Source organism: Pseudactinotalea sp. Z1732, from assembly GCF_049724975.1.
Lineage (GTDB): Bacteria > Actinomycetota > Actinomycetes > Actinomycetales > Beutenbergiaceae > CALKWS01.
In genome coordinates, this window is sequence record NZ_JBMPQC010000002.1 from 617,657 (window position 1) to 643,176 (window position 25,520).

The 25,520-nt window shown below is 65.1% G+C and carries 21 protein-coding genes; 14 read left to right on the forward strand and 7 right to left on the reverse strand.

All coding sequences use genetic code 11. The features are described from left to right. Positions 1-5: 5 nt before the first annotated feature. The 4 genes from ACPL7H_RS06650 to mobF form a co-directional block, all read right to left on the reverse strand. On the reverse strand, positions 6-1,064 hold the full coding sequence (locus ACPL7H_RS06650) for a nucleotide kinase domain-containing protein (RefSeq protein ID WP_424796244.1): 1,059 nt from the start codon (positions 1,062-1,064) through the stop codon (positions 6-8). Positions 1,065-1,158: 94 nt separating this feature from the next. Then, complete coding sequence (locus tag ACPL7H_RS06655; RefSeq protein WP_424796245.1) at positions 1,159-2,718, reverse strand: thymidylate synthase; 1,560 nt, start codon at positions 2,716-2,718, stop codon at positions 1,159-1,161. Positions 2,719-2,891: 173 nt separating this feature from the next. Then, positions 2,892-3,245: a sulfate permease gene (locus ACPL7H_RS06660; protein ID WP_424796246.1), complete on the reverse strand. Its 354-nt coding sequence runs from the start codon at positions 3,243-3,245 to the stop codon at positions 2,892-2,894. Between the two features lie 157 nt (positions 3,246-3,402). Beyond that, positions 3,403-6,951 carry a MobF family relaxase gene (gene mobF, locus ACPL7H_RS06665; protein ID WP_424796247.1) on the reverse strand — a complete coding sequence of 1,183 codons (3,549 nt, stop codon included), beginning with the start codon at positions 6,949-6,951 and terminating at the stop codon, positions 3,403-3,405. Positions 6,952-7,025: 74 nt separating this feature from the next. Between mobF and ACPL7H_RS06670 the strand changes: the two genes are divergently transcribed. Continuing rightward, positions 7,026-7,907 (forward strand): hypothetical protein, encoded by an 882-nt coding sequence (locus ACPL7H_RS06670; protein WP_424796248.1) that lies wholly within the window; start codon positions 7,026-7,028, stop codon positions 7,905-7,907. Positions 7,908-8,091: 184 nt separating this feature from the next. On the opposite strand, the gene ACPL7H_RS06675 is transcribed toward ACPL7H_RS06670, so the two are convergent. Continuing rightward, a complete protein-coding gene (locus ACPL7H_RS06675) occupies positions 8,092-8,940 on the reverse strand; it encodes a hypothetical protein (protein ID WP_424796249.1) in 849 nt (282 codons plus the stop codon). Positions 8,941-9,165: 225 nt separating this feature from the next. Between ACPL7H_RS06675 and ACPL7H_RS06680 the strand changes: the two genes are divergently transcribed. After that, entirely contained in the window at positions 9,166-10,236 is a 1,071-nt protein-coding gene (locus ACPL7H_RS06680) for a DNA cytosine methyltransferase (RefSeq protein WP_424796250.1), read from the forward strand. 503 nt (positions 10,237-10,739) lie between these two features. Further along, on the forward strand, positions 10,740-11,285 hold the full coding sequence (locus ACPL7H_RS06685) for a DUF6611 family protein (RefSeq protein WP_424796251.1): 546 nt from the start codon (positions 10,740-10,742) through the stop codon (positions 11,283-11,285). Positions 11,286-11,312: 27 nt separating this feature from the next. On the opposite strand, the gene ACPL7H_RS06690 is transcribed toward ACPL7H_RS06685, so the two are convergent. Both ACPL7H_RS06690 and ACPL7H_RS06695 read right to left on the reverse strand, forming a co-directional pair. Then, complete coding sequence (locus tag ACPL7H_RS06690) at positions 11,313-11,666, reverse strand: hypothetical protein (RefSeq protein WP_329864301.1); 354 nt, start codon at positions 11,664-11,666, stop codon at positions 11,313-11,315. Positions 11,667-12,444: 778 nt separating this feature from the next. Continuing rightward, positions 12,445-13,005 (reverse strand): hypothetical protein, encoded by a 561-nt coding sequence (locus ACPL7H_RS06695; RefSeq protein ID WP_424796252.1) that lies wholly within the window; start codon positions 13,003-13,005, stop codon positions 12,445-12,447. Between the two features lie 376 nt (positions 13,006-13,381). Here ACPL7H_RS06695 and ACPL7H_RS06700 point away from each other — a divergent pair, with 376 nt between their 5' ends. From ACPL7H_RS06700 to ACPL7H_RS06750, 11 genes are all read left to right on the forward strand, one after another. After that, positions 13,382-13,465, forward strand: coding sequence for a potassium-transporting ATPase subunit F (locus ACPL7H_RS06700; RefSeq protein WP_424796338.1), 84 nt, complete (start codon positions 13,382-13,384; stop codon positions 13,463-13,465). Then, the gene (kdpA, locus tag ACPL7H_RS06705; RefSeq protein ID WP_329864183.1) at positions 13,465-15,135 is read left to right on the forward strand and encodes a potassium-transporting ATPase subunit KdpA; all 1,671 of its coding nucleotides are present in this window, start codon (positions 13,465-13,467) and stop codon (positions 15,133-15,135) included. Before ACPL7H_RS06700 ends, kdpA begins: the two co-directional genes overlap by 1 nt. Before the next feature lie 2 nt (positions 15,136-15,137). Then, positions 15,138-17,294: a potassium-transporting ATPase subunit KdpB gene (kdpB, locus tag ACPL7H_RS06710; RefSeq protein ID WP_424796253.1), complete on the forward strand. Its 2,157-nt coding sequence runs from the start codon at positions 15,138-15,140 to the stop codon at positions 17,292-17,294. Positions 17,295-17,322: 28 nt separating this feature from the next. Next, positions 17,323-17,937, forward strand: coding sequence for a potassium-transporting ATPase subunit KdpC (gene kdpC, locus ACPL7H_RS06715; RefSeq protein WP_329864179.1), 615 nt, complete (start codon positions 17,323-17,325; stop codon positions 17,935-17,937). A gap of 2 nt (positions 17,938-17,939) precedes the next feature. Beyond that, on the forward strand, positions 17,940-20,450 hold the full coding sequence (locus ACPL7H_RS06720) for an ATP-binding protein (RefSeq protein WP_424796254.1): 2,511 nt from the start codon (positions 17,940-17,942) through the stop codon (positions 20,448-20,450). Continuing rightward, positions 20,447-21,139, forward strand: coding sequence for a response regulator transcription factor (locus ACPL7H_RS06725; protein ID WP_424796255.1), 693 nt, complete (start codon positions 20,447-20,449; stop codon positions 21,137-21,139). Before ACPL7H_RS06720 ends, ACPL7H_RS06725 begins: the two co-directional genes overlap by 4 nt. A gap of 54 nt (positions 21,140-21,193) precedes the next feature. Continuing rightward, the gene (locus ACPL7H_RS06730) at positions 21,194-22,102 is read left to right on the forward strand and encodes a helix-turn-helix transcriptional regulator (RefSeq protein WP_424796256.1); all 909 of its coding nucleotides are present in this window, start codon (positions 21,194-21,196) and stop codon (positions 22,100-22,102) included. A gap of 262 nt (positions 22,103-22,364) precedes the next feature. Then, positions 22,365-23,453 carry an ArdC-like ssDNA-binding domain-containing protein gene (locus ACPL7H_RS06735; RefSeq protein ID WP_424796339.1) on the forward strand — a complete coding sequence of 363 codons (1,089 nt, stop codon included), beginning with the start codon at positions 22,365-22,367 and terminating at the stop codon, positions 23,451-23,453. Continuing rightward, positions 23,453-24,346 (forward strand): bifunctional DNA primase/polymerase, encoded by an 894-nt coding sequence (locus ACPL7H_RS06740; protein WP_424796257.1) that lies wholly within the window; start codon positions 23,453-23,455, stop codon positions 24,344-24,346. The genes ACPL7H_RS06735 and ACPL7H_RS06740 overlap by 1 nt, the downstream gene beginning before the upstream one ends. A 35-nt stretch (positions 24,347-24,381) precedes the next feature. Continuing rightward, positions 24,382-24,990 (forward strand): DUF2637 domain-containing protein, encoded by a 609-nt coding sequence (locus ACPL7H_RS06745; RefSeq protein WP_329863800.1) that lies wholly within the window; start codon positions 24,382-24,384, stop codon positions 24,988-24,990. Beyond that, a complete protein-coding gene (locus ACPL7H_RS06750) occupies positions 24,987-25,439 on the forward strand; it encodes a hypothetical protein (RefSeq protein WP_329863762.1) in 453 nt (150 codons plus the stop codon). Before ACPL7H_RS06745 ends, ACPL7H_RS06750 begins: the two co-directional genes overlap by 4 nt. The last annotated feature ends 81 nt before the right edge of the window (positions 25,440-25,520 follow it).

A 25,520-nucleotide genomic window follows, 5' to 3' on the forward strand; every position in this document is an offset into this window, starting at 1 on the left:
CTCAACTAGAACATGGGCTCGAGGACGCGCGCACGCGCGAACTCACCTCCCAGCACCTCGTTCTGAGGCAGGTGACTGTTGATCCCCCACTTGGGAGGGAAGAAGAGCGTCATCGGCTCCGGCGTGGAGACGTAGCGCGATTTGATCCGGCTTCTCGCGCTAGCAAGCTCCGGAACCGCCTCACGGCAGTATTTGTCCGTCTCGCAGAAGAGATTCTGAGCGTCGATCGCCTGGATCGGCCGACCCCAGAGACCGCTGAAGTCAAGTTCCAGGCGGGCGAACTCAGCCTCCTGGTTGTCGACCATCCACATGATCACCTCTTGCGGCGTGAGACCACCGAGGTCGGAGAATACCTTCTTGATGCCACGTAGCGCGCCCGGACCAGGCTTCGTGAAGTCGTTCTCGGAGAAGTTCACGTGCTCCGAGTAGTTCAGGTCAATCGCCATCTGGTAAGACATGAAATCCCCCATCAAGGGGAAAGTGTGGAGCAGGTCATAGACCTCTTCCAGCGACTTGGCCTCAAGAATCCGCTCGCCAAGGCGCGACCGCACGAACATGTCCCGGAACAGCTCCACATGGTTCAGATGCTTGGTCTTGCGACCGTAAGCGTCCGTGGCGCAGAGGATGAACGCCCCCGTGTAGAGGCCGCCGTTGCGGTCCTTCGCCTCGGTGAGCGCGGCTTCGAACACACCGGTCTCCAGATCTGCAATCCGAGGCGACCGCCCAAGTATCTCGACGACGGTCTCCCACGTACTGACATTGCTGAAGTTTCGGAACGCGACGATCTGGAACAGACGATCGGCAGGGCTTGAGTCGTCATCGCGGTAAGCGACGTCACGGATGAGGTACTGGCTGACACGGTCAGCAGCCCGATAGACGTTGCAGAACTTGTACTCCTGAAGAATCCGGTCCTGCGTCCACGGCCCCGGGGCTCCAGCGACTCGCGCCTCAAACACGTGCTGTCGCTCAGCGGCGAACTTCCAGTAGAGGTCGTAGACCCCGTCCCGGGGAGTTGGTGCTCGCATAAACTGTGCCTGTCTCCGTTTTGTGCTGCCTATGGTCATCCGCTTCTCGTGGCGAGATGCAAGTCCGACCCGTCGGCCACTGGTTCGCTCCATCATCTCTCGCCGGACGCGTCGCAGCCCGCCAGAACCGCCGTCATGATCGTCCCGCGTCGCGGCGTAGCGTGTCGACTCCATCCGGGTCGGACAGCGCGACCGCAAGCACGAGGCGTAACGCGGTCGCCGTCAGGCGCTCTGCCAATGCGAGCTTCTCCATCCACTCGCCCTGCGGGTGGAGCTGGAGGAAAGCATTCAACTCGTCGAACACCGTCGAGGCCTCTGCGGCCTCGGCATGAACGGTCCCGACCTCGCCGACGACGTCACGCGCCTTCATGAGTTCCTCGAAACCATCCGGGCCGTCGCTGAACCGCTCACCGCCATTCGTGAAGAGTTGCTCGGCGACGTCGGTCGACTGGTCCGCGAGGAAGGTCTCATATTTGACTGCATACACGAGGAGATCGACCACAGTGTCCAGAAGTGCCTCTCTCCCCGCTGCCGCACCACCTGCCACCTGATCGATGCGATCGATCTTGCGGGCGAGGTTGGCGGCGATGCTGATCAGCTCCCCGCGCTTCTTCCACGAGTTGCCGTAGGCGGCGTCCTTCGACCGATGCAAGGCGATGACCGACTCGCGCAGGTCGACCCAATCCACCGTGGAGACGGACTGGGACAGTAGCTGGGCGGAGTCTCGAAACAGTTGCTCGTGGAGCGCGAAGGCGATGTCGCTGTGGCCGAGCTCGTCGACGAGTTCACGTTGCCGGGCGTCGTCAGCACCTGCGGCGATCTCCCACTTGATCGCGATCGCTTGAAGGAACTGACGCAGTAACGGGTCGGAGAAGCCAGCGATCTCCACGTGACAGTTCTCCCCGGACGCCAGTCGAGCTTCGATGTCGAACCAGCGATCGAGCACACCCGCGAAGTCCTCCCACCGAGTCCCGAACTGAGCGCCCGCCCACGCCTCCTCATAGCCGGTGGCGCCACCAAACCCGGCGAGGGCACGGTCAGCTTGCTCATTCCGCTCGTCGTAGAGATGAAGGGATGAGATGAAGAACGACGCGTGACCGAGTCGCGCACCGAGCCAGAAGGCCATCATCTCGTGCAGGACACTCCACTCGAACGTGTTGATGCCGGAGAATCCCCACAGGATGTCGTTGGAACGCACGGTCACGTTGAGGTGTACGCTGCCATCCCTGACGAGGAAGTGCAGCCAGTTGTTGCAGGGCACATCGAGCGTATCCGCGAAGTCGCGCGCCGGATCGAACAGGACGGCGACCGCCCGGCGAGACTCAGGGTCCGAACGGAGGAGCTTGCGGATCTCATCCACTTGATCGACTCCACCCCAGTCGCGCAACCGTGGCCCATAGCCACCACGCCATGTCACCTGGTCATCCGAGAACTGCAGCGCGCGGCCGAGGTAGCGGGCTAGATACTCCATGTCATTGCGCCCAGCGAGCACCCACATCGTCTCGGCGATGGTCGCGAACACATCGTTGCGACGACCCGGTACTGTGATGAAACGTTCCGTTGGCTGCGCCAAGGTCACAGTACGTGCGAGACGCTCGTGAGTCGGCAGTCCGCGAACCGTCACCGGTTGCCCACTCGAACGAATCTCGGCAAGCTCAGCGATGAAGGCCCGCGCAGCATTGCGATAGAGCATGCATACCCTCCCCGAGCCGCTTCGATCTTGAGATCGAGTATCCCGCGTGGCGCGAGGAATCCCGTGATCGAACAAGTCCGGTGCCGGTCGTGTCGTGGCATAGAGACTGCCGCGTCAGTTCTTCGGCGGCGGGGGCGTCAGTATGCGACGACAGGGTCGGTCGTGCCGGCGCGTTAGCGCGAGACCTCGTCATATCGCGGCCTGGCCCGATGAGCTCGGCGTCGAATGGCGATCTCGCACGTCCATGTGTGAAACAGGAGCAGCGCGGTGATCGGCCCATTGACGATGAGCTTCAGCATGTTCCAGGTGGCGAGGAGAACGAGCAGGTTCAGCCAACCCGAACCGCCGCTATCAATGGTGGTGATGCACCAGCTCGCGACGAACCCATAGGGCACTGCAACGAGCATGGCCGGGATGCCCCAGCGCAGGCCGCGGCGAGTGCGGGTCGCGGCGATCAGGAGGTTGGTGGGCGCGTAGCTGAGGATGGTGTGGGTGCGGACGCCGGCCGCCCAGATGAGCCGGAACATGGGCATAGTCCTCTCAGGGGTTCGGCGACAAGAACCTGAAAGGACCGCCCGCTGTTGCGGGTTGGTCATGCTGTAGCGGGGAGCGACAGCGCCAATATAGAGGCCGCCTCGTCATCCATCGTACGACGCGGCCCTGACATCGGGAAGGGCATGCGTGTCATAGCGAGCGGCGCACGGGCTCTTGTCCGGGCCGCCGCTGCGGCTCCTCCCCCGGCCCTCGCGCGAGGTCGCGTGCGCGGTCGAGGGCGGCGCTCGCGCGGGCCGCGTCGATCTTCTGCGCGTCGTTCTCGGCGGGAGCGCCGAGCGGCGTGGGATCGGTGATGCCGTAGCGGTCGCGGTACGCGGCGACCGTACGAGCCAGGCCGCGCCAGGTCGCGGCGGTCTTGGCGTCCTTCGGCGGGGCGCCGAGCGCCTTCGCCCACCCCTTGCCTTCGATGAGCGCGGCGTCGAGAAGGGCGTCGGCGCGGGTCTCGATGAGGTCGCGGCGTTCGGTGAGCGCCTGCCGGAGCTCGCCGCTCATGGTGCCGGTGGCTTCGGGGATGAGGCCGGCGATCAGCCGGGGCGTCTTGCGGGCGCGGCCGGAGCCGGCGGGGCGGGCGGTGGCGCGAGTCACGCGGTAGTGGAGGACGGCGGCGATGTCGTCGACATCGGAGAAGCCCCGTGCCCGCACGAGCCGTGGCAGCAGGGCCTCGATGTCGTGGTGGTTGGCTTCGGCACGGCGAAGCTCGGCAGTCAATGCGCCGAACGCTGGGGAGCTGATCGCGGCGCCCGCATCGTCGTCGGTGAGTCCGGATGCGCGCACGAGGTTCGCCCACCTGTCGCGTTGGGCGGCGGCGGCGATCGTCTCGTACTCCGCAGCGAGCTGACCGATGTTCCTCCAAGCGTCCTGCTCGGCGGCGATGGTCTCGTGGGCGGAGAGCTCGGCGCCGACGTGCTGGAGCACCCCGAACAGCACGCTCTTGGCGGTGGCGTCGGTGTTGTCGCCGGGGTGAGGTCCCTGGTGGGAGTCGTCGGGCTTGTCGATGGTGACGTAGGCGAGGTTCGCGTCTCGGCCGCGGGTGAGCGCGACGTACAGGTTCTCCCTCGTCATGGATGAGTCGACAAGGACGTGCGAGGTGTCCACGGTGATGCCCTGTGCCCGGTAGGAGGTCACCGCGTAGCCGAGGTCCAGGTGCTCGGCCGCATAGTCCGCCGGGAGCACAACCGATCCGCCCCGTCTGTGCTCGACGCGGCGGAGGGTGACTGAGCCGTCGTTGCGGATGTCGGTGACGGTCCACCGGTCGCCGTTGCGAACCCAGGACCGGCCGGCACGCAGGCGGCGGTCGTTGCGGCGGGTGATGACCGTGTCCCCGGCTGCGGCGCGGGTGCCATCGTGCAACTCGGCCTCGCGGGTGCCGTGGACGGTGCCGTCGAGGATCAGGTCCGTACGGGCGCGTTGGTTGAGCGCGAGGACGGATTCGTTGGAGTCGGTGACCAGCACCGTCGCACGGCCCGCTTGCCGGTCGGCTCGCCATGCGGTGTAGGCGGCGTCGATCATCGCCTCCGTCTCCCCGCCCTGGATGCGGTCGTGGTCGAGGTAGGTGTCGATGACCTCAGTGCGCCCGTGCCGAAGGCCGAGGGAGGCGGTCTTCTCCCACGAGTTCGTGAACCTGTGGATATCGGCCAACTCGGGCGCATCGTACCGATCGTGGACCAGCAGAGAGAATGCGCCACCGGCGTCGACGGACTGGAGCTGCGCATAGTCCCCGACCAGCAGCACCTTCGCCCCCGCCCCGGCCGCCAGCGCGGTGATCCGGTCCAGGGACAGCGTGCCGGCGAGGGACGCTTCGTCCACGATCACGAGCTGACCCGTGCGGAACGACTGGCCGGTGCGTTGATGGATCTCCCACCACTTCGCAGTGTTCTCCGTCGCGATCCCGAGGTCGTCGGCGAGGACCTGCGCGGCGACCGCAGACGGCGCAAGCCCGACCACGCTGCCGGGTCCGTGCTCGGCCTCCCATGCCCGCCGCGACGCGGACATCGCCGTGGTCTTGCCCGCTCCGGCCGGGCCGACCAGGACATCGACAACGCGGCCGGACACGGCGACCGACACCAACGCGGCGGCTTGATCGTCGCCGAGCACCCGCCCTTCCCGGTCGGGCCTGGTAGCGATCCGCTCCACCGTGGAAAGTGGCACGGTCGGGCCGGTCGTCATGCGGGCGCGCTTGAGGAGGCGGTCTTCGGCTGCCAGCAGGAGCTCGGAGGAGAACACCGTCGAGTGCTTCGGCCGGAACACCGAAGTGCCATCCGGCCGGCGGAACGCCACCGGGCTCGTCGCGAGCTCGGGCGGGGTGAGCCGCAGCGACGCGGCCTCGGCGGCATCCACGACCAGTCCGACGACCGCTTCCCGATCCACGGTGGAGGCGAACCGGTAACCCATCGTCTGCCGGGCCGCCTCGGCGGTGAGATTCCACCGACGCCAGGTGGAGCGCTTCTCGCCCACCACCTCCACGACCGACTGGCCATGGGACGCGATCACGTCCAAGGGGATGTCGTCGGCGCGAAGCAGCAGCGGTGCGTCGTTCGCTGCGACTATCCGCGCCCATGAGGTCGCATCCGTGCCGAGGATACGGCCGGCGCGGTGCCGCCATTCGGCGGTCAGGTCAGCCAGCGACCGGACCTGCTTCTCTGGGCGGGTGGTGAGGGTGGCTTGGGCGCGGAGCTTGATGATCGTTGCAGTCGAGGGCTGACGGCCGTGCTTGTCGACGTACTCGGCGATGAGCCGGTTCTTCTCGGCCTCAATGTGCCGGGATCGGGAGGAGAACTCGGCCACCAGCTCCTCCGGCACGGCCGCCACCGCCCACGCCGGATTGCGGTCCCGGCCCATCTCGCGGGACTCCCAGAAGACGCCAAACGACCTCGTGAGGTGGTCGGCGAACACGGCCTCGTGCAGCTCGGAGAGCGCGACCGTCGCGGCGTGCATGGGCCGGCCGTCGAGGGAGCGCCACTTGCCGTCCAGGACGGTCTGCACCTTGTTCGAGATGACGACATGAGTGTGCAGGTGCGGATCTCCAGCCCGGGAGTCGTAGTGGTCAAACGCCGTGGCGATCAGGCCACGGACATCTACCTGTGCAACGGCTCCACCGCGTGCGGTTGCGCCGGTGCGGGTGGCTGCAACCTCCCGCTCCATGAACGCAACCACCTCCGCAACCGCCGCATGATGCGCCTCGGCAATGAGCGCCTGCGTGCCCGCGTCCGCGACTGCCCACAGCACTGATGCGGACTTCGGGATTGAGAACGTGAAGTCGTACCCAGCGACCGCGCGCCGCGTCCCCCGCCCCGCTTCTTCGGCTTCGATCTGCGCACCCGCCTCGGCACGCGAGGCCGGCCCGAGGCCGGGATCGAGCGCCGCGGCGCGCTCCTCGATGCGATCCGCCGCGGTCTTGTACGCGGGATACGCCAGTCCGAGCGGGTCGCCGGTGACAGGGTGCCGGCCCATCCCGACAAGAAGCTGGAGTTGGGATTCGGAGACCTGATCGCCTTCCACGATCACCCCGCCCAGCGCTGCGACGCCCGCGCCGAGCCAGCGACCCGGCGGGCTGCCCGCCTCGGCGTAGTACCTCGTCAGCGGGGTCGAGAGTGAGCGGTCACCGTCGCCTGCGGCGACGGTGCGGAGCAGGTACTTGTAGCCGTCGCCGGCGCTCATCACGCGCATCGAAACGGTCATACACGTAGGTGTTCGCGGTACAACTGACGTAAGCATCACAGTGGCCGCAGGTCGCCGCCGATAAAGTTGGGAAGGTGAAGAACCCGGCCGCACGCATCGTCTTGTCGGTTGCTGCTGTTGTAGTGGTTGCGTTCGGGCTGTTCTCTGCCAGCGTCGCGATATGGGGCTCGTGGTGGCGGTTCCCCAACATGCCGACCGCCGAAGAATGGTCTGCCATATTCGGAGCGTCAGCTCTGGTTGCGTTGGGGTTCGCTTGGTATCAGATTCGTCAGGTGGATCAGTCGAACAAGGCGCTGATCGCATCGAACGAACTGGCGCGCCAGGTCAACGTCGAAGCCGTCCGACCGAGGGTCCAGGTCGCCCTGGAACCCACTCGTTTCGTTCGAAAGAACCGCGGTGCACCGGCAGAGGGCACGCTTCATATCGCCGTACGAAACATCGGGGTGAGTCCGGCCCACGAGGTGCGGTTGCGCGTGAGCCCGCCGTTCACTTCCCTGGAGAAATTCTTCAAACCTGGAATGATGAACGCACATTTCGCTGAGGTCAACGAGACGTTCAGCGGCAACGTGAGCTTTCGTACGCTCAATCCGGGCAACACATACATCTGGTTCCTGGGTCAAGTACCTGAGTTGTTTGACGACGCGTCGGGAATCCCGCGCCGCTGGGAAGTCGAAGCCGAGTACACCGGAACGGCATCTCCAGAACCGTTCCACGAAACGTTTGTACTCGACCTCGACGTCGAGAAGCGCATCGAGTTGCCTATCGATCCACTCGTGCGTATTGGCAAGGACATCGAGGCCGTCGGAAGCAAGCTCGAAGCAATCAAGGGCGTTGTTCCGAAGAAGCTCACGCTCAGCGACGATTCCTTCGAGGCACTTGGGAGGCGCAGCCGCGGGATACGATCTTCGGCGGTCGGTGCACGGCGAGCGCCATCTTGGCTGCGAAGACCCCGTTGACATCGAGGTGGTTGCGCGCGTAGCTCCTCAGGGACCTGTTCGGGTTGCAGACACAGGCTGAGGGTAGCGCCAAATGAGCCTCCAGTTGCGGCGGCAATCCGCGAGGTATTGCGCCCGCGGCCGCGTCCGGCTCCAAGTCGCTGGTCAACACGATCACCCTCCACGCCTTCGGTGGCCGAGCCGCTCAGCTACGGGTATGCGTTACGCGCCGGAGGTCATACAGCCGGAATGCTTCGCTCAGGGTCATGGTCGCCGCTGCGATAGCAGGGCCGACATCGTTGTCGAGGTCTCCGCGTAGCCGCACGATCGAACCGCCCGACTCCTCGCGTACGACCTCATTTCGGTCGAGTCGCATGACGCCGAAATGATATTGCGCGTGGGCAGCCGCGCTGCCTGATCGCCAGATTGCCTGCGTCGCACCGATGAGCAGGTCGTCATCGACGCCGTGCATGTGCTGTGCGACCCAGTCGATCGCCCCGGTCTGATGGAACCGAATCTTCGTGACGTCCTCTCGCAGGCCGAGCGCAGTCGCGACCTTCTGCAAGCTGGCTTGCCGCTCGCGCAGTTGCTCCAGGAGGCCCGTACGAACCTCCTCAGGTTTGCCTTCCGGGATCTGCATATCGCGGCAGGATGTGACCTGAACACGAAGGTCGTCGGCGCGGAGCCTGAGCGCCCGCTCGCGACGTTCTTGCCGCGTTGGCGGTGCGAGGACCCACACCGCGTTCACCGCCGCGACGAACGCGGTCCGCGCAACGGTCATGTAGGCCGTCGGGTACATCGTGCTTGTTGCCCGCATGGCATCGATCGCGAAATCCAAGTGCTCGGAGGAGATGCACATCGAGTACCAGACGGGGTTCTCGACACTCAATCCGTCGACGGAGTCAGCTGCGAGCGAGCTTCCAGGCTCGGGCGACATCGGATTCTCTGCACGCTTACGCCAGGCATCGACCGCTTCCGAGATGCGGTCCAGACGCCTAAGCCACTCATTGTTCTCGGGCGGTGGAGGCTGCCGCCCGGGTCGCCGCTTCGTCATAGCCGCACCATATCTCCGTTCCCACGCGCACCTTCGCGACCCGCTCTACCGCGACCTGCAAGACGCGTGGTAACTCCGAGGGGCGGTCGGAACGACCTGCATGAGCGGTGACGGTTCGACCGGCTCAGGATGGTCGATGGGGGGCGAGCACCTGGCAGGTGACCAGCCTGGTGTCGAGTTCGCGAGTGGACCACGGCCAGGGATCACGAACCTGTCGGAGTCCTGATGCGCCAGCCGAACAACGATCACCGTCTGCGGGTCGGGTCACTGTTCTCCGGGTATGGCGGTCTCGACCTCGCCGTCGAGGAAGTCTTCGACGCCCGCACGATCTGGTTCTCCGAAATCAACGAACCTGTTGCCCGTGTCTTCGCCCACCATTGGCCCGACGCTCCGAACCTCGGCGACATCACCACGATCGACTGGCAGACCGTCGAGCCAGTCGATGTGCTCTGCGGCGGGTTCCCTTGTCAGGACGTCTCCACGGTTGGCAAGATGGCCGGCCTTGCCCCCGGTACCCGATCCGGTCTCTGGGCACACATGGCGACCGCGATCGAGAAGCTGCAACCAGAGTGGGTCGTCATCGAGAACGTACGCGGCCTGCTTACCGCAACCGCGTCCCGCCCGGCCCCGGAAGGAGACGACGATGGACGACGCAACCCCGAACCTGAAACCCCCGCAGGTGCAACCCTTCGCGGTGTGGAGCCCGACCCGTGGGGTCTGGGAGACCAGCCAGCCCGACCTCTACGGGCACTTGGCGCCGTACTCGGAGACCTGGCCGACCTCCGGTATGATGCGAGATGGATCGGCCTACCCGCGTCCGCAATCGGCGCACCACACCCCCGGTTCCGCATCTTCATCCTCGCGAACCGTACTGTTCCGAACGCCGCTCGCCTCCGACTCCGCCAGGGGCGGGGAGACTCTGGATCTGGTGAAGGCCAGGCGTGGCACGATCGCCCTAAGCCATCAGGTGATAGACCTCGCGACCAGGCGCAGTCGTCGGTCGTCGGAGGCAACCTTCGCGCTGATCGCCGAGTTTTTCGGCAGTGGGGACGATACGGCCCAGCCATCTTCCGATGGGAACGAATCATGGGACGAGTAGCGCCGGCGCCGACAGTACTGAACGACAGAACCGGACCACGCCCCGCCCCAGCGTTTGTGGAGTGGATCATGGGCCTGGACGCTGGTTGGGTGACCGACCCCGCGCTTGCGCTCACGCAATCGCAGCAACTTGCGGCGTTAGGTAATGGCGTCTTGCCAAAGCAGGCCGAAGCTGCCCTCCGAGCGCTGATCGGATGACAGCAGGGCGAATTGTCAAAGCAGCATGTATGCCTTGGTCGGAAATGGCGCGACGATGGGTCGGCGGTAGGTGGCGACGATCACAGTCTGGGACCATACAACGACAAGTTCCGAGCGGTGGTGGGCGGGCCTCGACTGCGGGCTCATTCGGAGCGCGTGGTGGCCTGTCGTCGCAGCAGTGACCCACACGGCAATCGGTGGGGTTGTTTCGCGATTCGTCGTGGCGATCGTCGTTACCGCCATCGTTGCGGCGTTGCTCGTTGCGCTTCGCGCGCAAGCCTCCGACACTGCCTCTCAAGTAGCCGAGAAGTGGGCTGAGTTGTGCTCCATTGACCGACTCGCGGATCTGTGAAGCGAGACTTGATCGACGACTGCCATCAGCGCCACAGAGACACCTAATGGTGTCAGCAGCGCGTGTGGAAAACCGCCGATCAGGCGGGAGGCTTGTATGAGTTCCGTTTGGAGTGCTATACCGCGGCGAAAGCCTCAGCGACGATCACCGTGTGACTCCTGCAGATTCCTCCGCTCCTCCTCGTCCCTTTCATACCTCAAGGGCCGTTGACAAGGTTCCTCGCTGGGGATATGTGTCGCACGCGGTCGGCCGGTACGGTGCATCGTACTCGCGGCTGGTGGTTTATCCACCGAATGCGGACGAACGAACGCGACGGTTCGCGGAGGCTTGTCGTCTTTTCGTGCCGATTGCCGCTGGCGGCGGCCTGGTGGTGGGGCTTCTGCTGGCAGGAGTAGGCGCCCCCTTGGGGGCTAGTGCGTTGCTAATCGCAGGTGTCCTGCTCCCAGTGGGCGGCTATCTCGCTCTTCGTTCAGCTCCGGTGCGCCGATGCTCCGTCATGCTCTGGTCCTCGTGCTTTGCTTTTCACCCTGACGCGCGGGACGCGGAACGAGAAGAGGGTCTGTTGCTTTTTTCGCGGGTGCTCGAGGGCGCATCGCGATCGTTACGCCGTGGCGAGATGTCATCGGCGTCTTTCTACCGCGTATGGCAGGCGATCTACGATGAAGTAGCCGAGATGAACGCTTCCCGGATCGAGTAGGCCGAAGAAGCACGCGCATGGATACGTTTAGCTGAGAGCTTCGGATACGACGTCGCGGATCGAGCTTTGCACGATCTCTGACCACTTCAGAAGGAAGCTTCCCTCGATTGGGTTGTCGCGGAGTCTTTCGCAGATGCGATCTCGCAGCACAGTGGGGTCTGCTGTCCTATCGAGGACGATCGCGGTGACGCACACTGACCGGCCCGCGGTCATCTCGATGTCTGCGTGGATGCGGGTGATCGCAGATGACGCCAGCCTGGCCAGGCGTTGGGTGTGCTGGGGTGCGCCCGTGTCGAGGACGAAGAGCAGGTGGCTCAGACGGGGGAGCTGCTCGCCGAGGATGCGCGCGAGGTTCCGCTCATCCTTGAGCCGGCTGCGCATCTTCGCTGGAGATGCCGTGTCCGCCGTGGGGAGGTGGATGCATCCGACTACACCGCGTATCCGTTCGGGTACGAAGTTCGCTTGCGATGCGGGTGGGTGATTGAGCGTGCCGGTGGTCGCGATGAGGTCGTGCAGAGCAGGGTGCTCGTCGCCGCGGACGAGTATCGTCGGTACCGATCGAGCACTCTCAGCCGTGTTGGCGTCGGCCTCCGTGTGCCTGTCACATGGGGGCCGTGTTATTTCATGCACCGCGCGCCCCATGTGGTGTCGTCGACATCTCCGGTTCGGGCCGTCGAGGTGTGCGGTCGCACTTGACTCAAAGCGACTGTCGACGCGCATCGGAACGCGATCACGGCCCCGGGTTCCGTGCCGGCTGGGATCCGAACATCAATGGATACCTGGTCTGCGCCGGTGACAGTGACGGTTCGCGTCTTCTTCGGTGGACGGGCGCCCACGATGTGGGTCTGCGTGATCACGGAGGCGATCTCCTGGAGGCTCGCGTCGATGGTGATCTCCCGGCGATGTCCGTGTGGTTCGCCGGAAACGGCCGTGACGCGCGTGAGTACCCATGTGAAGTGAGTATCGCGCTGTCTGATGTCCACGGCGGACGTGACGAGCACGCTGGGGGTTCCACGCGATGACGCCAGTTGTGCCAACGACCGGCCGGTGACCACCACATCATCTGCAGTGACGACGGCTCTCCTGTCTCGGCGGTGGATGTCTCGCGCTTGCGCTGCGTGGCGAAGTGCGCGAGCACTCAGGATGCTGTGAAGGAGGCTCATGAAAGCTCTTCTCCAGTCTCCGAGACGGTGCCGCTGCTTCGAAGCTCTGTTGCGTGGCTGGGGCGGAGCTGGGCGAGGGAGATCGAGCTGCGGGATGGGACGGCGAGGAGGTCACCGGCATGGAGGTCGCTCGGCAGTGCAGCAACCGGGTAGGGCAACGCCGGCGCGCCGAGCTCTCCCGGGATGAGTTCGAACGATTGCAGACGTGCGATGGATACCCGCCCGATCAGACGGCACTCGCTCCAGCAGGCGTCAAGGTTAGTGCCCCAGGAATCCGTCAGCGCGATCGCGCGATGCTCCGGCGTGTCGACGATGACCGTGATCTTCATGGCCACCACAGTCCTGGTTCCCGTCAACTCCGGGTGACGCGAGTCCAGGATGGGATCGTCGCCAGTGAGCACGCACGGCGTTCCGCAGAGGTCGACGTACTGGCGCAGCGAGATTCCACTCACAGTGACATCGTCGGTGGTTGCTTCGGTGTGCGCGGGCCACTCGGCAAGAGCTATCGGGGTGGGAAGGCTTCGCCGGAGGGTGGGGAGTATCTCAGTCAGGGTCACTCTTCCGTCTTAGGACGCGTAGGGGGTTGTGCGGAAGGAGCGTAAACGGAACCCATACGGCGATCGCCCAAATCCTTACGGTCACCGCCGCCGGCCCGGGTACACAACGGTGACGGCCCTGCTTCTGGACGCCCTGGTGTAAGGGGAGCGTTAGGTTCCCGTGCCTTCCTGTATGGGTTCCGTTAGGGCCCCGTTTTTGCGGTGTCAGGAGGTGTTTGATCGGGAGTTGCGCTTGGAATTGGGCGTGCGGCTGCGGTCTTGCTGTCGCTGTTCTCCGAATGGAGTTTGTTGTGCTTGACATTGTCTACGTGCTGGGCGTGATCGTCCTGTTCGTAGTCGTTGGCTTGGTCGGGAAGGCGGTGGAGAAGCTGTGATCGTGTTCGAGTTTCTTGCTGCTGCTCTCGGGGTCGCGGCTGTGTTCTATCTCGTGTTCGCTCTCGTGAAGCCGGAGCGTTTCTGATGGAGTGGGGTTTGCTTATCGCGAGCGTCGCCACGCTCGTCCTCGCCCTGGGGTTGCTGTACCGGCCTGTGGGCGACTATATGGCTTGGGTGTTCACGACCCGGAAGGACTGGAAAGTCGAACGGGGAATCTACAAAGTCATCGGGGTCGATCCGTCTCAGGAGCAGTCCTGGCAGGCGTATCTGCGTTCTGTCCTGTACTTCTCGATCGTCGGCGTTCTGCTGCTGTTCTTGATGCAGCGCACGCAGCAGTGGCTGCCGTACTCCCTCGGTAACGAGAACGTCGAGCCGGGTGTTGCGTTCAACACCGCGATCTCCTTCGTGACGAACACGAACTGGCAGGCGTATTCGGGTGAGGACCTCGCCTACACGGTTCAGTTCGCTGGCCTTGCCGTACAGAACTTCGTCTCCGCTGCGACGGGTATCGCTGTCGCCGTGGCGCTCGTTCGCGGGTTCGCGTACCGCAGATCGGGAACGATCGGGAACTTCTGGGTCGACCTCATCCGCGGCACGTTCCGCATCCTCCTGCCGATCTCGATCGTCGGCGCGATCGTACTAATCGCGGGCGGCGTCGTGCAGAACTTCAACGGCTACGTCGATGTGACCACCATCACCGGTGGAACGCAGACCATCCCGGGTGGCCCCGTTGCCTCTCAGGAGGTCATCAAGGAGCTCGGCACGAACGGTGGCGGTTTCTACAACGCGAACGCTTCGCATCCGTTCGAGAACCCGACGGGGTGGACGAGCCTGTTCCAGGCGTTCCTGATCCTGCTGATCCCGTTCTCGCTTCCGCGCACGTTCGGGAAGATGGTTGGCGACAATCGTCAGGGATACGCGATCCTCGCCGCGATGGGCACCCTGTATCTGGTCTCGGTGAGCGCGCTGGCAGCATTCGAGTTCGCCGGACAGGGTACTGCGCCGGAACTGGCCGGGGCCGCGATGGAAGGGAAGGAAGCCCGATTCGGACTCGTGCAATCTGTTCTCTATGCGGCGACGACCACGTTGACCTCGACCGGGTCGGTGAACTCGATGCACGACTCGTACACCGGGCTGGGCGGGATGATCCCGATGGTCAACATGCTGCTGGGCGAGATCGCTCCCGGTGGTGTCGGAGCCGGCCTGTACGGGATGCTGATCATCGCGGTGATCGCCGTGTTCGTTGCGGGGCTGCTCGTTGGCCGCACCCCTGAATACCTCGGGAAGAAGATCGGGCCGCGGGAGATGAAGCTTGCGAGCATGTACATCCTCGTCATGCCGATCCTCGTCCTCGGTGGTGTCGCATTGAGCTTCGCCATCCCGGCCCTTCGAGACAGCATCGTGAACGAATCGCTCACGAACACCGGCTCGCACGGCCTGTCCGAGGTGATCTACGCCTTCGCATCGGGCGCGAACAACAACGGCTCCGCATTCGCAGGGTTGACCGCCAGCACCCCGTGGCTGACCGCCGCGATCGGTGTCGCGATGCTGTTCGGCCGGTTCATCCCGATCGCTCTCGTCCTCGCGCTGGCCGGTTCCCTCGCCGCACAGGACAAGGTTCCCGCAACGGCCGGAACCTTGCCTACACACCGTCCGTTGTTCGTCGGTCTGACCGTCGGTACCGCGGTTCTGGTGACTGCTCTCGTTTTCTTCCCCGTTCTCACGCTGGGTCCCCTGGCGGAAGGGCTGCTGTAAACATGTCCACCATTACCCCAACCCCTCTGGCCGAAGCGCCGCACGCGACCACTCGCGCGCCACGCAAGACGCTCACCTGGGCACAGATCCGCACCGCCCTCCCGGGAGCGCTCCGCAAGCTCAATCCGCGCGCGCAGTGGCGAAACCCCGTGATGTTTATCGTGTGGGTGGGCGCCGCCCTCACCACCCTCCTCGCTGTCGCCGAACCTTTCCTGGGCGGACCCGCCGAGTCGGGCGGGACGAGTGTTCCTTGGTCGTTCACCTGGATCATCGCCGTATGGCTCTGGCTCACGGTCCTGTTCGCGAATCTCGCCGAGTCGATCGCCGAAGGTCGCGGTAAGGCCCAGGCCGACACATTACGCAAAACCCGCACCAGCACCACCGCACACCATGTCGCCGACTACCAACCTGGTGCAGATCCAGCCGCCGAGCGAGCCGCCATAAAGGACCTATCCTCGGCAGACCTGCGATTGGGCGACACGGTTGTTGTGTCCGCTGGTGAGCTGATCCCCGGCGATGGCGACATCGTGTGGGGCATCGCAAGCGTGGACGAATCGGCCATCACCGGTGAATCCGCACCCGTTATTCGCGAGTCCGGTGGCGACCGATCCGCCGTCACCGGCGGTACCCGCGTGCTGTCCGACCGTATCGTCGTGCGAATCACTTCCAAGCCGGGCGAAACGTTCGTAGACCGGATGATCGCGCTCGTCGAAGGCGCCGCCCGTCAGCGCACCCCGAACGAGATCGCGCTGAACATCCTGCTCGCGTCGTTGTCGATCGTCTTCGTCGTCGTCGCGCTCACGCTCAACCCGATCGCGTCCTATCCGGCGAGCCCCGCCAGCATCACCGTCCTCGTCGCCCTTCTGGTGTGCCTCATTCCGACGACGATCGGCGCGTTGCTGTCCGCGATCGGTATCGCGGGGATGGACCGGCTCGTTCAGCGCAATGTGCTGGCCATGTCTGGACGTGCGGTGGAAGCTGCCGGTGACGTGACCACGCTATTGCTGGATAAGACAGGAACCATCACCTACGGCAACCGTCGAGCGACAGCCTTCGTTCGCCTGGACGGTGTCCGCGAGCAGGAACTCATCGAAACGGCCGCGCTGTCTTCGCTCGCCGACCCGACTCCAGAAGGGAAGTCGATCGTTGACCTTGCCCGCGCGGAGGGCGTCGACGTGGGTGCTGCACCGCGCGGAGAGATCGTCCCGTTCACCGCTCAAACGCGGATGTCCGGGCTCGACGTGCCCGACGGCACCCAGATCCGCAAGGGAGCCGGTTCCGCGATCACCGCGTGGCTGGAAGAAGACGGGACGCGGCTTCCCAGCAGCGAACTGGCAGAGCTCGATGAGCATGTCGAACACATCTCCCGATCCGGCGGCACCCCCCTCGTTGTCGCCGTCAAAGCGGCGACTGGCGAACGTCGAGTCCTCGGCGTGATCCACCTCAAGGACATCGTCAAGGAGGGCCTGACCGAGCGGTTCGCCGAGTTGCGTGCAATGGGCATCCGGACCGTGATGGTCACCGGGGACAACCCGTTGACCGCGGCGGCGATCGCGAAGGAAGCCGGCGTCGACGACTTCCTTGCCGAAGCGACACCGGAACAGAAGCTCGCCTTTATCCGCAAGGAGCAGGAGGGCGGCAACCTCGTCGCGATGACCGGTGACGGCACCAACGACGCCCCCGCGCTCGCGCAGGCTGACGTCGGTGTCGCGATGAATACGGGGACCTCGGCAGCCAAAGAGGCCGGCAACATGGTCGATCTCGACTCCGACCCGACCAAGCTCATCGACATCGTCGCCATCGGCAAGCAGCTGCTCATCACCCGGGGCGCGTTGACCACGTTCTCGATCGCGAACGACATCGCGAAGTACTTCGCGATCATCCCCGCAATCTTCATGGGTGTGTTCCCCGGCCTTGCGGTGTTGAACATCATGGGTCTGCACTCACCTGCATCTGCAGTGCTGTCCGCAGTGATCTTCAACGCGATCGTGATCGTGTTCCTCGTGCCCCTCGCGCTGCGCGGAGTCAAATACCGGCCGATGAACGCATCGAAGATCCTCGGCCGCAACCTCGCCATCTATGGGCTCGGCGGCATCATCGCCCCCTTTATCGGGATCTGGCTCATCGACCTGTTCGTGCGCCTCATCCCCGGCTTCTGACACTCTCAACCAAAGGAATGAAATCATCATGAATGCTGCCACGCGCAGCAGCGGACGGACACTGTGGGTCGCCACACGTGCGCTGCTCATGTTCACCGTCGTCCTCGGGGTCGGCTACACGCTTCTGATCACCGGAATCGGACAACTTGCCTTCCCCTCTCAAGCGAACGGATCACCGCTCAGCAACAGTGACGGCGAGGCCGTTGGTTCATCCCTCATCGGCCAGTCCTTCACAGACGCGGAAGGCGATCCGCTGCCGGAGTATTTCCAGTCGCGACCCTCGGCCGCCGGCGACGGCTACGACGGCACCTCCTCCTCGGGAACGAACTGGGGGCCCGAGAACGAGGAACTGATCGGCGCGATCACCGAACGCAAGGCCGAGATCGCAGCGTTCAACGGTGTCGACCCGGATCAGGTGCCCGCAGACGCGGTCACCGCTTCCAGTTCCGGTCTCGATCCCCACATTAGTCCCGCCTACGCGGCGATCCAGATCCAGCGCGTCGCCGACGCGCGCGGCCTGCCCCTGGGACAAGTTCAGGAACTCGTGGCTGAATGGACAAAGGAACCTGATCTGGGATACCTCGGCGACCGCGTCGTGAACGTGGTGGAGCTGAACCTGGCGCTGGACGAGCTGGAGGACTGACCATGACGACACGGGGGCGGTTACGCGTGCTGCTCGGCGCCGCCCCCGGCGTCGGCAAAACCTACACCATGCTCGAAGAAGGCCGACGGCTCCTGGGCGAAGGACGCGACGTCGTGATCGGGATCGTCGAAACACACGGCCGCGCAGCCACGGCACGCATGACCGACGGTATCCCGTCGACCCCGCGGGCAATGATCGCTCACCGTGGCGTCGAGCTGGAGGAGATGGACCTCGACACAGTCCTGCAACGCGCCCCCGAAATCGTGCTGGTCGACGAACTCGCGCATACGAACGCTCCCGGCTCCCGGAACGAGAAGCGCTGGGAGGACGTGGATGCGCTCTTAAAGGCCGGAATCGACGTCATCTCGACGGTCAATATCCAACACATCGAGTCCCTCAACGATGTCGTCGAGCAGATCACCGGTGTTCCGCAACGAGAGACCGTGCCCGACAGTTTCCTCCGCCAATCAGACCAGATCGAAGTCATCGATCTGGCCCCTCAAGCGCTGCGTGACCGCCTCACCGGCGGCTTCGTCTATCCTGCCGAGCGCATCGACGCGGCATTGTCCAACTACTTCCGACTCGGGAACCTCACCGCACTGCGCGAACTCGCCCTGTTATGGCTCGCAGACGAAGTCGACCAAGCGTTGAAGAGCTACCGTCAAGAACACGACATCGATAGCAAATGGGAAGCCCGCGAACGCGTCGTCGTCGCACTTACAGGTGGCCCCGAAGGAGAGACTCTCCTCCGACGAGGCGCACGAGTTGCCGCACGATCCGCAGGCGGCGAGCTCATCGCCGTGCACGTCACCAGCCAAGACGGCCTCCGTGCAGGGAACCCCGTAGCTCTGGCACAACAACGAGCCCTTGTGGAGAAGCTCGGCGGGACGTACCACCAGGTGGTCGGCGCCGACATCCCTGCCGCTCTGGTCGAATTCGCGCGATCCCTCAACGCCACCCAACTCGTTCTCGGCGTCAGCCGACGCGGACGACTCGCCGCAGCTCTCACCGGCCCCGGCATCGGTGCCACGACTATTCGAGAATCAGGCGACATCGACGTCCACATCGTCACCCACTTCGCTGCTGGCGGACGATTCACCCTGCCCCCTATCGGCGGCGCGCTCACCCTCAAACGCCGTCTTCTCGGATTTCTGCTCGCGTTCCTGGGCGGCCCCGCACTCACCGCCCTTCTCGTCACCCTCCGATCTGATGAGTCGATCACGAGCGACGTCCTCAGCTACCAACTCCTCGTTGTTGTCGTCGCACTCGTCGGCGGCATCTGGCCCGCCCTGTTCGCCGCGGTACTTTCCGGCATCACACTCGACTTCTTCTTCATTGAGCCGTTCCACACCATCACCATCGCCGACCCTCTGCACGCCTTGGCGCTCCTCCTCTACGTCACCATCGCCGCGTTGGTGAGCTTCGTCGTCGACCGGGCAGCCAGGCGCACCCGAGCTGCCCGCCGCGCCGCCGCAGAATCCGAGCTCATCCAGACCATCGCTGGAAGTGTGCTCCGCGGAGACAACGCAATCCAGGCACTCGTCGACCGCACCCGCGAGGCATTCCACCTCCCCGGCGTCCGCGTCACACTCGCAGACCGCGTCATCGCCACGGCCGGAGAACCTGTCGCCGACGGCAATCACACCGTCATCCTGCTCTCTGAAGGCGGCAGTCTCGAACTCCACGGCGCCGACCTTCCCGCCTCCGAACGTCGACTCCTCACCGTCGTCGCCGCCCAGATCAGCGCCGCTCTCGAACATCAAAGACTCACCGCCACCGCGGAGGAGATCGAGCCGATTGCCGCCTCCGACCGCGTCCGCGGCGCACTCCTATCTGCATTGAGTCACGACCTGCGGCGCCCCCTGGCCGCCGCATCCGCCGCGGTCGGTGGGCTCCGCGCGGCTGGAAAGAAGCTCTCCTCCGAAGACAAGCGCGAACTCCTGGACACCGCGGACGACAGCCTCACCGCACTTGCCGCGCTCGTCAGCGACCTCCTCGATGTGAGTCGCCTCCAGGCTGGCGCTCTCACCCTCACCACAATGCCCACCGACCCCGCCGAGGCGATCGCGCCCGCTCTCGACGAGTTGAAACTCGGCCCGTCAGACATCCGCCTCGCGCTCGGCCACGAAAACAGCACCGCAGAAGCGGACCCCGTCCTGTTGCAGCGCGTCATCGTCAATCTGCTCGCCAACGCCACCAGGTACTCGCCACCGGACCAGCCGGTAACTGTCACCACCAGCACCTTCGACCAACGGCTGGAGATCCGGATCATCGATCACGGCCCAGGAGTCACACCCGACAGGCACGACGACATCTTCCTGCCCTTCCAACGGCTCGGAGACACTGACAACACCAGTGGCCTCGGCCTCGGCCTCGCCCTCTCCCGAGGATTCATCGAAGCCATGCACGGCACACTCACTCCCGAAGACACACCCGGCGGCGGCCTGACCATGGTGATCTCCATCCCGATCCACCTCACGACATCATCCCCGTCACAGGAGGAACAGGCTTGAAGATCCTCATCGCCGACGACGACCCCCAGATCCTTCGCGCGCTCCGCATCACCCTGAGCGCAAAGGGGTACGAGATCGTGACCGCCACAGACGGCGCTCAAGCCGTCAGAGCGGCCATCGACGAGCACCCCGACGTTTATCTTCTCGACCTTGGCATGCCACAACTCAATGGCATCGAAGTCATCCAGGGCATCCGGGGCTGGTCTCAAGCACCCATTCTCGTCGTCTCCGGCCGTGCGGGAGCATCTGACAAAGTCGAAGCACTCGACGCAGGCGCCGACGACTACGTCACCAAACCTTTCTCCGTGGACGAACTTCTCGCCCGTATTCGCGCGCTCACCCGCCGCGTCCCTCAAGAAGAAGCGCTGCCGTCTGTCCGGCTCGGCAACGTCACCATCGACCTTGCTGCACGAAGCGTCACCAAGGAGTCACCCGCCGGACGACGACAAATCCGCCTCACGCCCACCGAATGGCAAGTGATCGAGATCCTCATCCGAAACACCGGCAAGCTCGTCACGCGACAAACACTCCTCACCAGTATTTGGGGCACCGAGCACGCGGAAGACACCGGCTACCTTCGCCTCTACGTCTCACAACTCCGCAGGAAAATCGAAACAGACCCCTCCAAGCCGAACCACATCATTACTGAACCAGGCATGGGATACCGCCTCGACAACGTGGAAGGCTGAGCCGTGCATGCACGGCTCACACAGTTGCCGCCGGGGTTGGCGAGCAGCATCTAGATGAGAACGGTCGATGCCCGCGCCAGCGGGCAGAGTTCTTGTGCGCTCGGATATCCGATGGCGCGGGTTTCAGTGCGGGATGCGCTCTTCGATGCGCCGACGCGCTTCGGCCCCCTAGAGACTGCGAAGATCATCCTGGTGAAACGCGGCAGCGGATATATTCAAACTTCATCAAAGACGATCACTGTGTGGGCAGGCCAGGCCATCGCGCTCGGCGAGCGCCAGACGTATCTCTTATCTCCACATGTCCCGCTTGCGACCCTGATCGTTCGAATGAGCGAGAGATTTCTTCGAAGCCAGATGTCGTGGCAGCTTCCCGACATCGAGCGCGTCCGGCCAGGAGCGCATCCGTCAAACTGGGACGGTTCAGCGCTAGTACTAGATCTAGGTCAAGGCATAGTCCACGAGACTTCCGTCATCTGGCGAGAAGTTGGACGGTTGTGGGATCATCAGCCTCACTCGGTGGAAGTGGCAGCCGTCCGGACCGTCGCCGGTCTGGCAAGGATCACAGAGCTCACGCTTCCCGCACTCCTAGCCAACTACAAACCCTCTGACTTGGGTGCGCAGAGAATAGCGCTTCCAGGCGCGGCCACCGACCGTGTCATGTCCTTGCTACGGGCGATGGCGGATGCACCGCAAGAACCATGGACATTAGCGGATCTGGCGCGTCGCGCGCACCTCTCACGTTCTCAGTTGTGCCGCCTGTTCTCCGGTGGGGGTCTGGATTCACCCATGCGTACATTGAACCAAATACGTACCGAGAAGTTCGCTCAGTTTTTGCTTCATTCCGAACTCGGCGTTCGCGAGATTGCTCAGCGCTGCGGGTGGAATGATCCACGTGTCGCGGCGCGGTGGTTTCGAGCCAGATACAGCATGAGTCCATCGGAATATCGCGTCGCGCATCGCTGATCACTTCTCGGCGACGCCCAGAATCGACGCTAACGTGCGCTGTTCGTCGCGCAATGGGGGGCTGATCGTTGCAAGAGAAGGCGTGAGGGTCCAGCGGCCACTCGAACCTGGTAGTGAGTAGACCCATACGCAAGGCTCACCGTGGAGCCGTCCTTGTTGACGGGATTTCCCGAAGCTCGGCTGACTCTCATGAAGATCCCGGCGCACCTCATGGTCGCAAGGGTCACCGGCACGCGCCGTGGGCCCCGCCGGGAGGAGATTCATGATGGCGACGGACGAGGAGAGACGGGCCACACGCGACGCGAAGCTCGAACAGCTCCACGAGCGGCTGTCGACTGCGGTCAACCAGCTCGTCTCCGGTGAGGACTGGAAGCGCGCTCTGGAGTTCGCTGCCCGGTTCCGGGCGCGCTCGTTCCGCAACACGCTAATGATCTTCGCCCAGCACCTCGACGCCTTCGAGCAGGGGCGCGTGCAAGCGGCGGAGCCGTCGTATATCGCAGGGTACAAGCAATGGCAGACGCTCGGCAGGCAGGTGGAGAAGGGCCAGCCGGGGTACATGATCTTCGCTCCGGTGATGGGCAGTTTTGCGTCCTCGACTCCGCAGGATGTGTCGTCGTGGCGGCGGCTGGGCCGATTCGAGAAGCCGAAGCCGGGTGAGTTGATGCGCTCCCGGATGGTCGGCGGGAAGTCCGCCTATGTGTGGGATGTCTCCCAGACTGCCGGCGCTCCGGTCCCGGAGCGTCCGTCGCCGGTCCTGCTGGAGGGCGATGCCCCCGCGGGTCTCTGGGACGGGCTGGCGGGCCTGGTGGAGGCGGAGGGGTTCGCGGTGTTGCGGGTCGAGCACGAGAGCGAGATCGGTGGCGCGAACGGCCTGACCGACTACACCAATCGGACGGTCGCGGTGCGGACGAACATGGGTGATGCCGCGCAGGTGAAGACTCTCGTTCACGAGCTCGCGCATGTGAGGCTGCACGGCCCCAATAACCCGGACGCGACAAGGCATCGCGGCGTAGGTGAAGTGGAGGCGGAGTCGGTGGCGTTGATGATCGGTGCCGCACATGGCATGGACACCACCGCCTACACGATCCCCTATGTCTCCGGCTGGGCGGGCACGGTGAAGGACAAGGACCCGGCCGAGGTAGTGCAGGCCACTGGGGAGCGTGTCCGCAAGATCGCCGGGGCGATCCTCGACGCTCTCCCGACGGCCCAGGTCGGTACCGGTGACCCACCCGGCCTCACCCGTGACACTGCCAGAGCCGAACACATCCCGCGAGCAGAACGCACTACGCCGCCACCGGTGGAGCCGTCGCGGGCATCTCGCTCGGCGGATGCCGCGGTGAGGAGTCTGTGATGAGCCCGGCAGAGTTGTTCGCCCAGGTCGCCGGCCTCCCGCCGGCGATTGCTGCGGCACGGTTCGCGGAGGCGGGGGTACCGGTGTTCCCGTGCGTGCCGGGCGGTAAGCGGCCCCGGATCGAGCACGGTTTCCGCGACGCGACTACTGACGCCGGCCGGGTTGCGGGGTGGTGGCGGCGGTGGCCGTCCGCGAACATCGGTGTTCCGACCGGTGCCGTGTCTGGGATGGATGTCGTCGATGTGGATCGGAAGGCAGAGGGGCACGGGTTCGGTGCGTTCGGTCGCGCCCGCCGTGCCGGCCTGGTCGAGGGGTGGGTGGCGTTGGTGCGGACTCCTTCGGGTGGGATGCACGCCTACTATCCGGCCGATCCGGACCGTCCGCAGCCCTCGTGGCAGGCCGCGCGGGCACGAGTCGACTTCCGCGGTGACGGCGGCTATGTCATTGTCCCGCCCTCCGTGATCGCCACCGGTGATCGGCGCGTCTCGTATGCGCTGGTCGGCGGCTCGCAAGAGCTTCCGTGCCCGGTGGACGCGGGAGCGTTGCGGGACTTCCTGGACCCGCGCCCTGATCCACGACACGTCGGGCGCACCGGACCGGCTCCAAGGGATGCCAGCCGGCTGGCGGCCTGGGTCGCGCAACGCGGCGAAGGCGAACGCAACCGGGGCCTGTTCTGGGCATCCTGCCGCCTCGCAGAAGCCGGCATGTCCTTGCCTGAGATGGTCGACGCCCTCGCCCCGGCTGCCGAGCACTCTGGGTTGTCGCCGCGGGAAGTCACGACCACGATTCGCTCCGCCTACCGCGCCACCCACATCCACCCCGCCTCCGCGCCGGCAATACAGCGCGAAGTGCCGCGCCAGACGATGCGGCTCGAGAGTCGGGTGCTCTCGTGAACCCGGCGACGACAACGTGGGGTGGCCGGGTCGCAGTGGCGACCGCGGTGGCCGGGACGGTGCTCATCGCCGCTGGCGCGTTCTGGCTCTCGTTCACCGCTCTCGCTGATCTTGCCCGCCGCTCTGGGGTGGATGCGGGGCAGGCGTGGGCGTGGCCATTCATCGTGGACGGCATCATCGTCGTCTCAACGGTCTCCGTTGTCGCGCTCGCGGGGCAACGTTCCGCCTGGTATCCGTGGGCGCTGCTGGCCGCCGGTGCGGTGGTGTCGGTGACCGCGAACGCGATCCATGCCGTCGTCGCCGCCGACGCCGACGTGCCCGGTGTGCTCGCCGCGTCGGTGGCGGCGGTGCCGCCGCTGGTGCTACTGGCGATCACCCACCTCACCGTGATCCTCACCCGCCCCCTCCCCGCACCCGAGCCCGAGCCGTCGCGCGAGTCAGGCGAGGAGACGTCGACGGTTGCCGCGTCACCGATCCCGATGGGGCCCGCACCGGTGGGTCGTGAGGTGGCGGTGGTGCTGCGGGAGGAGGAGGGCTGGTCGAACAAGCAGATCGCCCGCCACCTCGGAGTGCACCCGTCCACGGTCGGACGCTGGTTCGCCCGGCCCGTCCTGACCGGCCCCGACACGGAGGAAACGACATGAACGACGACGAACAACGCACCGCCCGGCTCGCAGAGCATCCCGCAAGCCGCCGGGAGGAATCCGAGGCGCCCGACGAGGCACATCCGAGCGGTGACGGGGAGGTGTCTGAACTGGCTCGCCACGGCGACCCGTCCGCGGCGACGCAAAAGATGCCCGATGCGGCGGAGGCGGGGAAGCGTAGGTCGGGGGTGGTGTGGGTGCGCCCGTCCGATCTGCTGGCCTCGCGGATGGGCAGGGTCGCCGGGCAAGGCATCGACTTCCAAGCCGAGCTCGCCCGCCGCACCCGCCGCGCGCCCGGTCAGACATACCGGGGCACCCGCACGATCGCGCGCTCGGGCGTGCGGGTTGTGAGCGAGCGGGCACGGAAGTTGTTGCCGGTGACCGCGTTCGGCCGCGGGGCTGGTGAGCGGCATTCGTGGGTGTCACGGTCCGGGATCGGGTTGGGGTGACCTGAGCCATGCGCGTCCCTCATGCACCGGCGAGCCCCACGGCTGGGGGACGTGTGCGCACCTGCTGTTCAGGAGGTGCCG